Source organism: Ruegeria sp., assembly GCF_965199275.1.
GTDB lineage: Bacteria > Pseudomonadota > Alphaproteobacteria > Rhodobacterales > Rhodobacteraceae > Ruegeria.
In genome coordinates this window covers 439480-452347 of record NZ_CBDAQX010000022.1, presented here as the reverse complement: position 1 = coordinate 452347, position 12868 = coordinate 439480, and the positions used below count along the sequence as shown (strand labels likewise).

Annotated in this window: 16 protein-coding genes; 11 read left to right on the top strand and 5 right to left on the bottom strand. The window is 60.8% G+C overall.

Translation table 11 applies throughout. The features are described from left to right. The first annotated feature begins 54 nt into the window (after positions 1–54). The gene (locus tag ACOERD_RS21980) at positions 55–189 is read left to right on the top strand and encodes an aa3-type cytochrome c oxidase subunit IV (protein WP_170379077.1); all 135 of its coding nucleotides are present in this window, start codon (positions 55–57) and stop codon (positions 187–189) included. Between the two features lie 17 nt (positions 190–206). After that, positions 207–839 (top strand): hypothetical protein, encoded by a 633-nt coding sequence (locus ACOERD_RS21975; protein ID WP_170379075.1) that lies wholly within the window; start codon positions 207–209, stop codon positions 837–839. On the opposite strand, the gene ACOERD_RS21970 is transcribed toward ACOERD_RS21975, so the two are convergent. Together ACOERD_RS21970 and ACOERD_RS21965 are read right to left on the bottom strand one after the other, a co-directional pair. Next, complete coding sequence (locus tag ACOERD_RS21970) at positions 828–1160, bottom strand: AzlD domain-containing protein (protein WP_419740457.1); 333 nt, start codon at positions 1158–1160, stop codon at positions 828–830. The genes ACOERD_RS21975 and ACOERD_RS21970 overlap by 12 nt on opposite strands. Beyond that, positions 1157–1873: an AzlC family ABC transporter permease gene (locus ACOERD_RS21965; protein ID WP_419740456.1), complete on the bottom strand. Its 717-nt coding sequence runs from the start codon at positions 1871–1873 to the stop codon at positions 1157–1159. Before ACOERD_RS21965 ends, ACOERD_RS21970 begins: the two co-directional genes overlap by 4 nt. Between ACOERD_RS21965 and ACOERD_RS21960 the strand changes: the two genes are divergently transcribed. Genes ACOERD_RS21960 through ACOERD_RS21940 form a run of 5 tightly spaced genes read left to right on the top strand, consistent with a single transcriptional unit; the run spans position 1872 to position 6603 of the window. After that, positions 1872–2813 (top strand): formate dehydrogenase accessory sulfurtransferase FdhD, encoded by a 942-nt coding sequence (locus ACOERD_RS21960; RefSeq protein ID WP_419740455.1) that lies wholly within the window; start codon positions 1872–1874, stop codon positions 2811–2813. The two genes, ACOERD_RS21965 and ACOERD_RS21960, sit on opposite strands and share 2 nt — an antisense overlap. Before the next feature lie 4 nt (positions 2814–2817). Next, positions 2818–3459, top strand: a complete 642-nt coding sequence (gene mobA, locus ACOERD_RS21955) for a molybdenum cofactor guanylyltransferase MobA (protein WP_419740566.1) — start codon at positions 2818–2820, stop codon at positions 3457–3459. Then, positions 3456–3947, top strand: coding sequence for a molybdopterin-guanine dinucleotide biosynthesis protein B (gene mobB / locus ACOERD_RS21950; protein WP_419740454.1), 492 nt, complete (start codon positions 3456–3458; stop codon positions 3945–3947). The genes mobA and mobB overlap by 4 nt, the downstream gene beginning before the upstream one ends. Beyond that, the gene (glp, locus tag ACOERD_RS21945; RefSeq protein WP_419740453.1) at positions 3944–6013 is read left to right on the top strand and encodes a gephyrin-like molybdotransferase Glp; all 2070 of its coding nucleotides are present in this window, start codon (positions 3944–3946) and stop codon (positions 6011–6013) included. Before mobB ends, glp begins: the two co-directional genes overlap by 4 nt. Continuing rightward, on the top strand, positions 6010–6603 hold the full coding sequence (locus ACOERD_RS21940) for a GNAT family N-acetyltransferase (RefSeq protein WP_419740452.1): 594 nt from the start codon (positions 6010–6012) through the stop codon (positions 6601–6603). The genes glp and ACOERD_RS21940 overlap by 4 nt, the downstream gene beginning before the upstream one ends. Here the strand turns inward: ACOERD_RS21940 and ACOERD_RS21935 are convergent. From ACOERD_RS21935 to ACOERD_RS21925, 3 genes are all read right to left on the bottom strand, one after another. Then, on the bottom strand, positions 6600–7589 hold the full coding sequence (locus ACOERD_RS21935) for a hypothetical protein (protein WP_419740451.1): 990 nt from the start codon (positions 7587–7589) through the stop codon (positions 6600–6602). The genes ACOERD_RS21940 and ACOERD_RS21935 overlap by 4 nt on opposite strands. Before the next feature lie 15 nt (positions 7590–7604). Beyond that, positions 7605–8075, bottom strand: coding sequence for a transcription elongation factor GreA (gene greA / locus ACOERD_RS21930; protein ID WP_170379061.1), 471 nt, complete (start codon positions 8073–8075; stop codon positions 7605–7607). Positions 8076–8309: 234 nt separating this feature from the next. After that, complete coding sequence (locus ACOERD_RS21925) at positions 8310–8690, bottom strand: VOC family protein (protein WP_170480896.1); 381 nt, start codon at positions 8688–8690, stop codon at positions 8310–8312. Positions 8691–8778: 88 nt separating this feature from the next. Here ACOERD_RS21925 and soxR point away from each other — a divergent pair, with 88 nt between their 5' ends. The 4 genes from soxR (at position 8779) to ACOERD_RS21905 (ending at position 12859) form a co-directional block, all read left to right on the top strand. Continuing rightward, complete coding sequence (gene soxR / locus ACOERD_RS21920; protein ID WP_170379057.1) at positions 8779–9234, top strand: redox-sensitive transcriptional activator SoxR; 456 nt, start codon at positions 8779–8781, stop codon at positions 9232–9234. Between the two features lie 136 nt (positions 9235–9370). Next, the gene (locus ACOERD_RS21915; protein WP_419740450.1) at positions 9371–11017 is read left to right on the top strand and encodes a 4Fe-4S dicluster domain-containing protein; all 1647 of its coding nucleotides are present in this window, start codon (positions 9371–9373) and stop codon (positions 11015–11017) included. Positions 11018–11169: 152 nt separating this feature from the next. After that, positions 11170–11721 (top strand): TetR/AcrR family transcriptional regulator, encoded by a 552-nt coding sequence (locus ACOERD_RS21910; protein WP_419740449.1) that lies wholly within the window; start codon positions 11170–11172, stop codon positions 11719–11721. 34 nt (positions 11722–11755) lie between these two features. Then, positions 11756–12859 (top strand): mandelate racemase/muconate lactonizing enzyme family protein, encoded by a 1104-nt coding sequence (locus tag ACOERD_RS21905; RefSeq protein ID WP_419740448.1) that lies wholly within the window; start codon positions 11756–11758, stop codon positions 12857–12859. The last annotated feature ends 9 nt before the right edge of the window (positions 12860–12868 follow it).

The following is a 12868-nucleotide window of genomic DNA, read 5'->3' as shown; positions in this document are numbered from 1 at the left end:
CTGAAATTTTCGATTATCCAGCGATAAAACACGCGAACTGGGAATCTGAGACTCATGGCTGAACACAAGCACGGCGAAATGGACATCACCGTTCAAACCAAAACCTTTGAGGGCTTCATCAAGGCTACCGTCTGGTGCTGCGTCGCCATCGCGATACTGGCCTTCCTGCTGGCGCTTTACGCGTCCTAAATCTTTCGGGGTCGACCGTGTTCAGAATTTTGATCGCCTGCCTGCTGGCGGCAACAGTGGCTGGCTGCGCGAATTCTAAACGCCCTCAGGCAGATCAGGCTGAGATCGTATCGCGGTCCTACCGAGATCCGGGGCCGTCAACCCTGACTCTTTACACGATGATCAACACGCGCTCCGGTTCGGGGGCGCATACCTCGTTGATGATTGGTGCCAGCGAGAGGGTTATTTTTGACCCAGCAGGCTCGTTCCGGGCGGATATCGTTCCGGTCCGGGATGATGTTCTCTATGGCATCACCCCGGCGGTCGAGCGCGCCTATCGCAGCTCTCACGCGCGCGAGACGCATTTTGCCCGTATCCAGACCATTCAGGTGACGCCGCAACAGGCCGAGATCGCGCTGCAATTGGCCAAGCAGACCGGCCCTGTCGCAGGGTCTTTTTGCGCCAATTCGACCGCGCGGCTGTTGCAGCAGGTGCCCGGATTCGAGCAGATCGAAGTGACCTTCTTTCCGATCAAGCTATCGGAACAGTTCGCCGAAATTCCCGGTGTCATCACTGAAGAATATCGCGAGAATGACGATGCCGATCTGCAAAAAGGTCTGGCGGCCAATAATGCCGCTCTGAACCAGCTGGACGCAGCTTCAAGCCAGTAGATATAGCAGACCGTAAAGTGTGGCCGCGCCTGAAAAGATCGCGGCCAGCACGTTTTTGGTGAATACTCCAACAGACAGCGTCACTGCCGCAGCTGCCATTCGGGCCGCATCGGGTTGGCCTTCGGTCGCGGCAGGCCACACGACCAGCGGCGCGATCAGCGCGGGCAGGATCGCCATGGCGGTGTAGCGCAGGTGGCGCAGCAGCCAGGGTGGCATCGGGCGGTCTCCGACAAAGCCGATGAACACAAAGCGCAGGGCAAAGCTGCCGATGGCCAGGCCGACAATGACGGTCCACATGGTGGTGGGGTCGATCTGCGTCATGCGTGCGCCTTTCTACGATCCAAGATCACCTCGGCCTGAGCACCTGCGATCATGCCTGCGGTTCCGGCGATCAGCAGGCCCAGGTTGAACGGCACGCTCACGGCCAGCAACGACACGACCAGCGCTACTAGGGCCGCAATGACATGGGGCAGCGTCCGCATCATCGGCCCCAGCATGGCCAGAAAGGTAATCGGCAGGGCGAAATCCAAAGCCCAGCTTTCGGGAATTCGGGTGCCCAGAACGGCGCCCACATAGGTCGCCAGAATCCAGCACGGCGTGATCGGAGTGACCGACCCGATGAAATAGGCCATGCGCTGCGGCACGGTCATCTTTGGCTCTTTCTCGAACTGTACGATCGAGCAGGCATAGGATTGGTCAACCGTCAGATAGGCGGCGCAGGCCCTCTGCCACATGGGGGCAGCCCCCAGAAACGGCGTCAGTGAGGCTGAATACATCGCCACTCTCAAATTCACCGCAAGAGCCGAGGTCAGCACAATGGCTGTCGGCGCGTTCTCCTGCAGCAATTGCAGGGCGGTGAATTGCGCTGCTCCGGCGAAAACCGTGGCCGAGAAGGCGACGACCTGAACGATATCCAGCCCGGCCTCGGCGGCGAAAACCCCGAACAGGGTGCCAAATGGAATCGCGACAAAAATGAAGGGTGTCCCGTCGCGAAACCCTTTCCAGAAGTACGACTTGGATGTGGCGTCTGCCATGGCTAAACCCTATGGTACTCGCAGCAGCAGTAGCGGTCTTGGGAAGGGGTTGCAATTGGTGACAGAACTGGATGTCTCGGACTATATCATCGCCCCCGATCCCGGCTCCGCGCGTTTGACGCGCGCCGTTGAAGGCGTGGACCAGAATGGCGAGGTCAGCCAGATTTCGGTGGTCGAGGAGCGCCCGCTGACGATTTTCCTCAATTCCCAGGAAATCGTGACGGCGATGACCATTGGCGACTATCCCGAGTATCTGGCGCTGGGCTTCCTGCGCAATCAGGGGATGTTGCTGGCTGATGATGAAATCACACGGGTCGACTATGATGATGACCTCGAAACCGTAGTGGTGCGAACGGCCCGCGAAACCTCCTATGAGGACAAGCTGAAGAAAAAGACTCGCACTAGTGGCTGCGCCGTGGGCACGGTCTTTGGGGACATGATGGAGGGGTTGGAGGACGTGCGCCTGTCGCAAGTGTCGGTCCGGACCTCGTGGCTCTATGATCTGGCTGCCAAGATCAACCGCACGCCGTCTTTGTACCTTGAGGCCGGTGCGATCCATGGCACGGTTCTCTGCCGTGAAAACCGGCCGCTTGTGTATATGGAGGATGTGGGCCGCCACAACGCCGTCGACAAAATCGCCGGCTGGATGCTGTCCGAGAACGAGACGGCGGAGGACAAGATCCTCTACACCACCGGGCGTTTGACCTCTGAAATGGTGATCAAAACGGCGATGATGGGCATTCCGGTTCTGGTGTCCCGGTCCGGTTTCACCGCCTGGGGCGTCGAGATCGCCCGCGAAGTCGGCTTGACCCTGATCGGCCGCATGCGCGGGCAGCGCTTTGTGTGCCTGTCAGGCGAGGATCGCCTGCTACGCGACGTGGACCCAGCGAGCGTGGCCGTCGAGGACAAGAAACATCGCCGGAAAAGTGCCAATGGCTGATGGTATGACCAAGCCCCTCGGAGTGATCCTCGCAGGTGGCCTTGCGACCCGGATGGGCGGTGGCGACAAAGGGCTTTTGCAGATCGGCGGGCAAAGCTTGTTGTCTCATGTCATCGAACGGCTCTGCCCGCAGGTGGATAGCCTCGCGTTAAACGCGAATGGTGACGCAGCGCGGTTTGCGGAATGGGATCTGCCCGTTCTGCCGGACTCGATTGAGGGGTATGCTGGCCCCTTGGCCGGGGTTCTGGCCGGGCTGGATTGGGCGGCAGAGCAGGGGGCAGACAGAATCGTCACCGCCGCCGCAGACACGCCGTTCTTCCCGCGTGATCTGGTGGCGCGGCTGACCGAGGTGGCTCAGGGGCAAACACACCCGCTCGTCCTTGCCACGACGCCCCGCACTGGAGATGGGGCTTTGAAGTCAGGCGGCAAGAAGGTCAACCGGCACCCAACGTTCGGCCTCTGGCCTGTGGCGCTGCGCGATGATCTGCGTGCCGCTTTGAACGATGGGCTGCGCAAGGTCGTACTGTGGACCGACAAGCATGACGGGCGCGAGGCGCTGTTTCCCGCCGACCCGTTCGATCCGTTCTTCAATGTCAACACACCGGACGACCTTGTGCGCGCCGAAAAACTGTTGGAGCAGGCATGAGGATTTACGGCGTCACCGGCTGGAAGAACGCAGGTAAAACCGGACTGATGGAGCGGCTGGTAGCCGAGATCACCGGGCGCGGTTACACCGTCTCGACCGTCAAACATGCGCATCATTCCTTTGACGTCGACCAGCCGGGCCGCGACAGCCATCGCCACAGAATGGCAGGCGCGAGCGAGGTTCTGCTGGCCTCTGGCCAACGCGTTGCCCTGATGCAGGAATTGCGTGGCGCGGAGGAGCCTACGCTGGCCTGTCTGCTGGCCCGCCTCTCGCCGGTCGATCTGGTATTGATCGAGGGTTATAAACGCGAACGCCACCACAAGGTCGAGGCCTTCCGCGCCGAGCCGGGTAATGATCTGATCGCCCCGTCGGATGACACGATCCGCGCTGTGGCCAGTGACACTCCGCTGGATCTGGACCGACCCGTGTTCGATCTGAACGACACGGCGACGATTGCGGATTTCATCCTCTCCGAGGTCGGTTTGTGAGCCTTTTCGACAGCTTTGTGATGGTCGATTGGTCCGGTGGCAATGACACTGGACCGCGCCCTCGCAAAGATGCCATCTGGGCCTGTGTGGTGCGCGACGGCACCGTACAGACGGTGGACTATCTGCGCAACCGGGTGGTCGCCGAGGAGTGGTTGCGCAGCCTGATCGGAACTGAACTGTCTGCAGGTCGCCGCCTGATGCTGGGGTTTGATTTCCCCTTCGGCTATCCCTCAGGCTTTGCCAAAGCGATCACCGGAACACATGATCCGCTTGCTCTTTGGGACTGGTTCGAAGACCAGATCGAGGATTCTCCGACCGCCAACAACCGATTTGATCTCGCAGGGCAGATCAATTCGGGTTTTGGTGGCAAAGGCCCGTTCTGGATGAATGGCCTGCGGCGCGACATCGCTGGCCTGCCGCGCACGAAACAGGACTATCACAACCCGTTTCCGGATCGACGCGCGGTTGAGCATTTGGCCAAGGGCAGTTTTACCTGCTGGCAAATGGCAGGGACCGGGGCCGTCGGTGGGCAGGTGATGATGGGCCTGCCCGTGTTGAACCGGCTTCGCCACGCTTTCGGCGGCAAGATCGCAATTTGGCCCTTTCAGCCGCTGGACAAACCGGTGGCGGTTGTCGAGATCTGGCCCTCGCTCAACCTTGGTGCAGCCCCTCCGGATCGGATCAAGGATGCGTGGCAGGTCGAACAGGTTGCCTTGACTCTGTCGCGGATGACGGATCAGGAATTGGACAGACAGTTGAACGTTTCAGCCTCAGAGGAGGGGTGGATCTTGGGTGTAGCGCAGGACAAACCGAACATATCGCCTCCGCCATTGCGAAACGATTGTTTTGCCTTGCCCGCCGGGGTGAACTGGACGCCCGTAGATGATGCGCTCGCATTGCTTCAGGATCGGTTGCGCCCCGTCACAGGGGCCGAGGTTGTGCCGCTTGCGCAGTCGATGGGCCGTGTTCTGGCCGAGGACGTGGTAGCGCAGCGCTCGAACCCGCCGCAGCCCAACACGGCGGTGGATGGTTATGGGTTCGCTGGCCCCGCGGCTGAGGGCGCGCAGGTGATGCCACTGACCGAGGGGCGCGCCGCGGCGGGTATTCCGTTCGATGGCACGGTTCCCTCAGGCCACGCGTTGCGCATCCTGACCGGCGCGGCTCTGCCAGAAGGCGTGGACACGGTCATTCTGGAAGAGGACGTGACGGTTCGGGACGGCCACATTGCCTTTCACGGCCCGTTGAAGCTGGGCGCAAACACGCGCCGTGCGGGTGAGGATGTTTCAGCAGGAGAAGTGGCCCTGACAGCCGGTCGCAAGCTGACATCGGCAGACATGGCGCTTTTGTCGGCGGTCGGTATTTCCGAGGTGCCCGTGCGCAAACCTCTGCGCGTGGCCGTTCTGTCCACCGGGGATGAGCTTGTAGAGCCGGGCGATACTGCTGGCATCGGGCAGATATTTGACGCGAACCGGCCCATGCTACTGTCTTTGATCGACCGCATGGGATTTGTGCCGGTCGATCTGGGACGTGTCGCCGACGACCGCGAAACCCTAAAGGCGAGGTTGGATGAGGCCTCAAAGCAGGCTGATGTAATCCTGACCAGCGGCGGCGCTTCGGCGGGAGATGAGGACCATGTCTCAGCCCTTCTGCGTGAGGCGGGTGCGATGCAGGAATGGCGGATTGCTCTTAAACCCGGTCGCCCTCTGGCGTTGGGCATGTGGTCGGGCACACCGGTCTTTGGCCTACCCGGCAACCCGGTGGCCGCCAAGGTCTGCACTTTGATCTTCGCCCGCCCTGCCCTGTGCCAGATGTCAGGGCAGGGGTGGGCAGAGCCACAGGGTTTCGAGGTGCCCGCAGCTTTTGAGAAACGCAAGAAGCCCGGTCGCCGCGAATACCTGCGCGCGCGTATTCGCAAGGGGCGGGTCGAGGTTTTCCACTCGGAAGGCTCCGGCCGGATCAGCGGGCTAAGCTGGGCCGAGGGGCTGGTCGAGATCGAAGACGGCGCGCGCCACATCCAGCCGGGCGATCTGGTGCGCTTTATCCCTTACGGCAGTTTTGGGCTGTGACGGTCACGGTTTCCAAAGGCTTTAGCGAGGTTGAAAGGCCCCAAGCCGCAGCCCTGTTCTGGCAGGCCTTTGCGGCCAAGCTGCACAAGGTGATGGGACCGGAGGAAAAAGGGTTGGCCTTCTTTGAAACGGCCCTCGACCCGGAATTCGCGCTGGTTGCGCGTGATGATGAAGGCCGGATGCTGGGCCTAGCGGGTTTCAAGACCAACAAAGGCGGCTTGGCGGGCGGCAGCCTGTCGGACCTCGCCCGCGTCTATGGCTGGTTCGGGGCGATCTGGCGCGGAGTGGTTCTGAGCGTGTTGGAGCGCGACCTGCAGCCCGGGGTGTTCCAGATGGACGGCATCTTTGTCGCGGCTGAGGCCCGCGGGCAGGGCATCGGCACAACGCTGCTCTCTGCCATCAAGGCTGAGGCGCAGCGCCGCGGTATGGCCGAGGTGCAATTGGATGTGATCGATACCAACCCACGCGCGCAGGCCTTGTACGAGCGCGAAGGATTCAAACCCGTGGGTATTGAGAAGACCGGCCCATTTCGGCACCTGTTCGGCTTCAGCCGCGCCACCAAGATGAGCTGGCCTGTGCCTGCCGCCTAGTCGAAGGTTCCGGCCACACGCCCCAGCAGCATGAAGGCCCTTGCGGTTCTTGTATCACCAAGGGCGGTCAGTTCCGCGTCGCTGGCATTGGCTTCGAATTCGACGATCATGTTGTCGAACCGGCGCAGGAAATGGTGCGCCGCATCCCGGAAGATCGGATCCTGTTTCATCCGCGCTGCCGTCAGCGCCAGCGACGAACGATCCCGAATCCCGCCCAAAGCCGCGACCGAGCGTCCGCGTGCGCCCTGCGCAAACTGACGCCAGACCTCGGGCCGCGCCATATCGGGTCGGAGGTCATCCATATAGATGCCCTCTTGGCTGAGCAGGGTCAGAACATCCTGCGAGGCCTGCACCAGTTTGGAGGCTTTTCGATCCTTCAACGCCATCCGAAGCGCGGTGAAGCCTTCGGTGTCTTTCTCGGTCTCCGGGAAGTTCAGCGCACGGATGAAGTTATCGGTGGTCAGCGGCGGTGTGATCTCTTCGGCGGTAGTGCCCAGCGCCAGAGAGGTCTGCCCGCCCGGCGCAGGTGGGGCGACCTGCAAGGGTTCACGCCGCTTGCTTGAGAAGGTGGCCAGCGCGTCCTCGGCCTTTTTGGTCACAGCGGCGATTTCGTCCAGCTTCTTGGACACCGTCGGCTCATACGAGCTGGCGGCGCGCTGTTGCTGGACGACATAGGCCTGACGGATTGCATCAATCGCGGTTTGCAACCGTGCGCTTTCCTCGCGCATGACGCGGCTGGCACGCATCGCCGTTGCGGCAACCCAGATCATCGCCACCGGCAGGAAAACCGCCAACAGGGTCACAATGAACCCGCCGCCTTGTGTCTGGTCGGGCAGCACAAGGAACAGGACCGAGACCACCAGCCAGATGACGCTCAGCACCCCGGCCGCAATCTCGATCGAGGTCACAGACGGGCGCTGAGGGCGATCATAGATGCCCAGAGGGATCGGCCGTTCGCTTTCCTGGTCAGGTTGTGGCCCCGACATGACAGACCCTCCGGGTCAGGCGAATTCGATGTTGAGAACTTCGTAAGAGCGGACACCGCCGGGGGTGCGAACCTCGACACTGTCACCTTCGTCCTTACCAATCAGGGCGCGGGCCATGGGCGATTTGATGTTCAGCAGGCCTTTTTCGATATTGGCCTCGTACTCACCAACGATCTGCCAGGTCTTTTCCTCATCGGTGTCTTCATCGACCAGCGTGACCTTGGCGCCGAACTTGATCGCACCCGACAGTTTGGCCGGATCAATCACATCGGCCAGCGACAGGATGCCCTCAAGCTCCTTGATGCGGCCTTCGATGAAGCCCTGCTTTTCCCGGGCCGAGTGGTATTCGGCGTTTTCCTTCAAATCACCCAGTTCGCGGGCCGAAGCGATCGCTTCGATGATCGCCGGTCGCTCGACGGATTTGAGGTTTTTCAGCTCCGCCTCGAGCGCGGCATTGCCCGCAGGCGTCATTGGAATCTTTTCCATAATCTTGTTGTCCACGCATAAATTGAGCCGCCCCGCCGCGGGGAAAGCGTCGGGGCGAATGATGGGTCGTTCAGTACCTGACCCAAATGGAGCGTGAAATGCAAGAGGCCAAGAGGGCGTCACACGTCGATTTGCGACTTAACGCCGTTCCGCTGATGCGGTTCACGCCTGTGGCGGTGATCCGGGGGCTTGTCCCTGCGCCACCGCTGTGACGGGGTGCAGAGCCACAACATCTCAATCATATTGCACCACCTCGAACTCGATCCCGTTGTCATCGTCGAAATAGAACCGCTTGCCCGGCTCATAATCGGCGTGGTTATGCGGTGTGAAACCTGCCGCGCGCACCTTGGCCTCGGTCGCATCGATATCCTCGACCAGAACGCCCACATGGTTCAGGCCACCGACCACGTCATAGCTGCTTTCGTTAGATGGCTCGGGGTGTTCGGGGCGGTAGAGGGCAAGGTAGGTGTGTTTTGTGCCGACATGCACCGTATAGCCGCCCGCCATCGCGGCGCCTTCCCAGCGGATATCCCATCCAAACACTTTGTGCATCCACGCGGCCGAGGCTTTGGGATCGTTGACGGTGAAGTTGGTGTGTTCAAGCGTGGCCATCATGGCAGGTCCTTTCCTTTTTCAGGCTTGTCACGACTCAGCGTAATTTCTAAACCTAACTTTAGGTCAAGGTATTTCTTGCGAGGGTGAAATGGCAGCTTCCGAAGGTCTGGCAATTGGCGCTTTGGCACGGCGTACCGGGTTGGCGGTGTCGGCGATCCGGTACTATGAGGCGCAGGGGTTGATCTCGCCCTGGCGCAATGCAGGCGGGCAGCGGCGGTATCAACGGGCCGATATCAGGCGGTTGAGCTTTGTGATGATCGCCCAGCAATTCGGCTTGACCCTGCCCGAGATCCGTGAGGTGCTATCGGGCCTGCCCGGCAACCGAACCCCTACGCCGCAGGACTGGAAAGACATCAGCGTCACGCTGCGCGCCCATCTGGATCAGCGAATCAATACCCTGACGCGATTGCGCGACAATCTGGACGGCTGCATCGGCTGCGGGTGCCTCAGCCTGCCAAAATGCGCCCTTTACAACCCCGATGACCGTGCCAAATCACATGGTAGCGGTCCCAGATACCTTATGGGCGACTCGCCAAACACCTGAAGTGTCGAATAGCGGCATTGTTACGCCGTGTTTCGATTGACCTGAGTCTTTCTCACCATGTAATCAGCCGTGAAACAAAATTGCGCCGACCGCATGAGAAAAGCGCCAATTCGGAAAGTTAGCTAAGGAGCCCGCGATGGCCGAGATTGAACGCGAAGCGATGGAATACGATGTGGTGATCGTGGGCGCAGGCCCCGCGGGCCTGTCGGCGGCCATCCGTCTGAAACAGCTGGATGCCGACCTGAATGTCGTGGTTCTGGAAAAGGGCTCGGAAGTGGGCGCACATATCCTTTCGGGCGCGGTGCTTGATCCCTGCGGGCTGTACGCTCTGATCCCGGATTGGAAAGAAAAAGGCGCACCGCTGAACACACCGGTGAACGAAGATAACTTCTATATGCTGGGCGAGGCCGGAAAGCTGCGCATCCCCAATGCTCCGATGCCACCGCTGATGAACAACCACGGCAACTACATCGTCTCGATGGGCAATGTCTGCCGCTGGATGGCCGAGCAAGCTGAAGAGCTGGGCGTGGAAATCTTCCCCGGCATGGCCTGTTCCGAACTGGTCTATGGCGAAAACGGCGAAGTCAAAGGCGTGGTTGCCGGTGTCTTCGGTCTGGAGGCAGACGGCTCTTACGGTCCCGGCACCGAACCGGGCATGGAGCTGCACGGTAAATACGTGTTCCTGTCGGAAGGCGTGCGCGGCTCGCTGTCCAAGGAAGTCATCGCCAAATACGACCTTTCTGCCGGTAAAGAGCCGCAGAAATACGGCGTCGGCATGAAAGAGATCTGGGAAATCGACCCGGCCAAGCACAAAGAAGGCTCGGTCACGCACACGATGGGCTGGCCTCTGGGCAGCAACGCAGGTGGTGGCTCGTTCATCTATCACTTGGAAAACAACCAGGTCTATGTCGGTTTCGTGGTTCACCTGAACTACAAGAACCCGCACCTGTATCCGTACATGGAATTCCAGCGCTTCAAGCACCACCCGATGGTCGCTGAGCTGCTGAAAGGCGGCAAGCGCGTGGCTTATGGCGCCCGCGCGATCACCGAGGGTGGCTATCAGTCGATGCCGAAGCTGGTCGCTCCGGGCGTGGCGCTGCTGGGCTGCTCAGCGGGTATGGTCAACGTGCCGCGCATCAAGGGCAACCACAACGCGATGCTTTCGGGCAAAGCCGCAGCCGAGGCCGCCTTTGACGCCATCAAGGCAGACCGTTCCGGTGATGAGCTGACGGCCTACGAGACCGATGTTCGCGAAGGTGCCATTGGCCAGGACCTCAAGAAAGTGCGCAACGTCAAGCCGATGTGGTCGAAATGGGGCCTCATGCCCTCGCTGGCGCTGGGCGGGCTGGACATGTGGACCAACACGCTGGGCTTTTCGCTGTTCGGCACAATGGGTCACGGCAAGAACGACGCCGAGTCGACCGAAGAGGCCAGCAAGCACAAGCCGATCGACTATCCCAAGCCGGATGGCACTCTGTCCTTTGACCGTCTGACCAACGTGTCCTTCGCAATGACCAACCACGAGGAAAGCCAGCCCTGCCACCTGAAATTGGGCGATCCATCGATCCCGGTCGCCGTCAACTTGCCCAAATTCGCCGAGCCCGCGCAACGCTATTGCCCGGCTGGCGTCTATGAAATGGTCGAGGATGACGACGGCCCACGGTTCGTGATCAACTTCCAGAACTGCGTCCACTGCAAGACCTGCGATATCAAGGACCCGAGTCAGAACATCACATGGACCACGCCGCAGGGTGGCGACGGCCCGAACTATCCCAACATGTAACTGAAATCTTCGGCACTGGCGGCGCGACCCTGCCGCCATCGCGCCCTTGTTCCATGCCACCGGTCCCGCCGGTGGCATTTTTTGTCGTTGGCAAGAAAGTCTGTGTCGCAAACGGTGATGTACAGGTAGAATGATCGCTCTACCACCGAGACATGACTGAGACACAGCAGAAAATCGCAGAGAATCTTGACCGGCAGTTTTCAGAGATGGGATTTGCCACCCAAGGCGTCGAAGCCTTGCGAGAGGGAGCGAATGTTTCCCTGCGCACGCTCTACAAGTATTTTCCCAGCCGCGAAGCGATGGTCATAGGCGCGTTGGATCATCGAGACGCCGCCTATTGCGATTGGATCGGCACGGATCAACTCCAGGGTGCGGATCATGTGTTGCTTGTTCTGACCCGCCTAGCGGACTGGCTGCGCGAGGTTTCAAACACCGGATGCCTGTTCCGCAATGCGCTGGCGGCCTACCCTGAAAGTGACGCGATCCGCGATGCCGTCACGACGCACAAACAGCATGTCCGCGACATGTTCCGCGCCCGGCTGATCCACGTGGCCCCCGATTGCGATGTCGAGGCTTTGGCCGAGGCTCTGTTCATCCTGCACGAAGGCCTGACCGAAAGCGCACGTTTGATGGGTGCCGAGGCCGCAACCTCGGCCACGATGCGCTGTGCCCGCGCGTTGCTGGCCGCTGCCGATATTCACTAGGCCGGGCCTCCGGCAAACGACAAAAGAGACGGATATGAAGATCAAGGAAATCCACATTTACGCCCATGATCTGCCGGTCAAAAACGGCCCCTACACCATGGCCAATGCCGAAGTCTGGGCGCTGGACACCACGCTGGTTAAGCTGGTGGCCGACGATGGCACGACCGGCTGGGGAGAGACCTGCCCGGTCGGCCCCACTTATGCCGAAGCGCATGCAGAGGGCGCGCGGGCTGCGTTGAAGGCGATGGCAAAAGGTCTGATTGGCGCGGATCTGTGGCCCGTGGTACTGCACCACCGGATGAACGGGCTGCTCAATGGGCACAACTATGCCAAAGCCGCAATCGATATCGCGGCCCATGACCTGATTGGCAAGAAACTGGGCGTGAATGTCGCCGACCTGCTGGGCGGCGCGCAGACCGATCGCGTGCCCTCCTACTACGCGACGGGTGTGGGCGCGCCGGACGATATCGCGCGCCTTGCCAAAGAGAAGCTAGCCGAGGGGTATCCTCGCCTGCAAATCAAAGTGGGTGGCCGTCCGGTCGAGATTGATATCGAAACCATCCGCAAAGTCTGGGAGGTCGTCGGCGGAACAGGCATGCGCCTTGCAGTCGATGGCAATCGCGGGTGGACCACGCGCGATGCGTTGCGCGTCAGTCGTGAATGCCCGGATGTGCCCTTCATCATGGAACAGCCCTGCAACACCCATCAGGACCTGGAAAAGATCCGCCCTCAGGTGAGCCATGGCATCTACATGGATGAAAACAGCGTCGATCTGAATACCGTGATCTCGGCCGCCGGGACCGGGCTGGTGGATGGGTTTGGCATGAAAGTGACCCGAATCGGCGGCCTTCAGAACATGCGCACCTTCCGCGACATTTGCGAGGCGCGCAACCTGCCTCATACCTGTGATGACAGCTGGGGCGGGGACATCATCGCCGCCGCCTGCACGCAGATTGCATCCACCGTGCGTCCAACACTGATGGAGGGCGCGTGGCTCGCCGCCCCCTATATCGAAGGCAACTACGATCCCGAAAATGGTATCACCATCCAAGGCGGTCACATTCAGCGCCCGACCGGGCCGGGTCTGGGCGTCAGCCCCGACGAAACGCTGTTCGGCGCGCCTGTCGCCTCATATTAAGGAGAACAC

Bases quoted from the DNA above. Each gene is read 5' to 3' on its own strand.
- ACOERD_RS21980 (WP_170379077.1), top strand. From the start codon at position 55: ATGGCTGAACACAAGCACGGCGAAATGGACATCACCGTTCAAACCAAA.
- ACOERD_RS21970 (WP_419740457.1), bottom strand. From the start codon at position 1,160: ATGACGCAGATCGACCCCACCACCATGTGGACCGTCATTGTCGGCCTG.
- ACOERD_RS21960 (WP_419740455.1), top strand. From the start codon at position 1,872: ATGGCTAAACCCTATGGTACTCGCAGCAGCAGTAGCGGTCTTGGGAAG.
- ACOERD_RS21965 (WP_419740456.1), bottom strand. From the start codon at position 1,873: ATGGCAGACGCCACATCCAAGTCGTACTTCTGGAAAGGGTTTCGCGAC.
- mobA (WP_419740566.1), top strand. From the start codon at position 2,818: ATGACCAAGCCCCTCGGAGTGATCCTCGCAGGTGGCCTTGCGACCCGG.
- mobB (WP_419740454.1), top strand. From the start codon at position 3,456: ATGAGGATTTACGGCGTCACCGGCTGGAAGAACGCAGGTAAAACCGGA.
- ACOERD_RS21935 (WP_419740451.1), bottom strand. From the start codon at position 7,589: ATGTCGGGGCCACAACCTGACCAGGAAAGCGAACGGCCGATCCCTCTG.
- greA (WP_170379061.1), bottom strand. From the start codon at position 8,075: ATGGAAAAGATTCCAATGACGCCTGCGGGCAATGCCGCGCTCGAGGCG.
- ACOERD_RS21925 (WP_170480896.1), bottom strand. From the start codon at position 8,690: ATGATGGCCACGCTTGAACACACCAACTTCACCGTCAACGATCCCAAA.
- soxR (WP_170379057.1), top strand. From the start codon at position 8,779: ATGGCAGCTTCCGAAGGTCTGGCAATTGGCGCTTTGGCACGGCGTACC.
- ACOERD_RS21915 (WP_419740450.1), top strand. From the start codon at position 9,371: ATGGCCGAGATTGAACGCGAAGCGATGGAATACGATGTGGTGATCGTG.
- ACOERD_RS21910 (WP_419740449.1), top strand. From the start codon at position 11,170: ATGACTGAGACACAGCAGAAAATCGCAGAGAATCTTGACCGGCAGTTT.
- ACOERD_RS21905 (WP_419740448.1), top strand. From the start codon at position 11,756: ATGAAGATCAAGGAAATCCACATTTACGCCCATGATCTGCCGGTCAAA.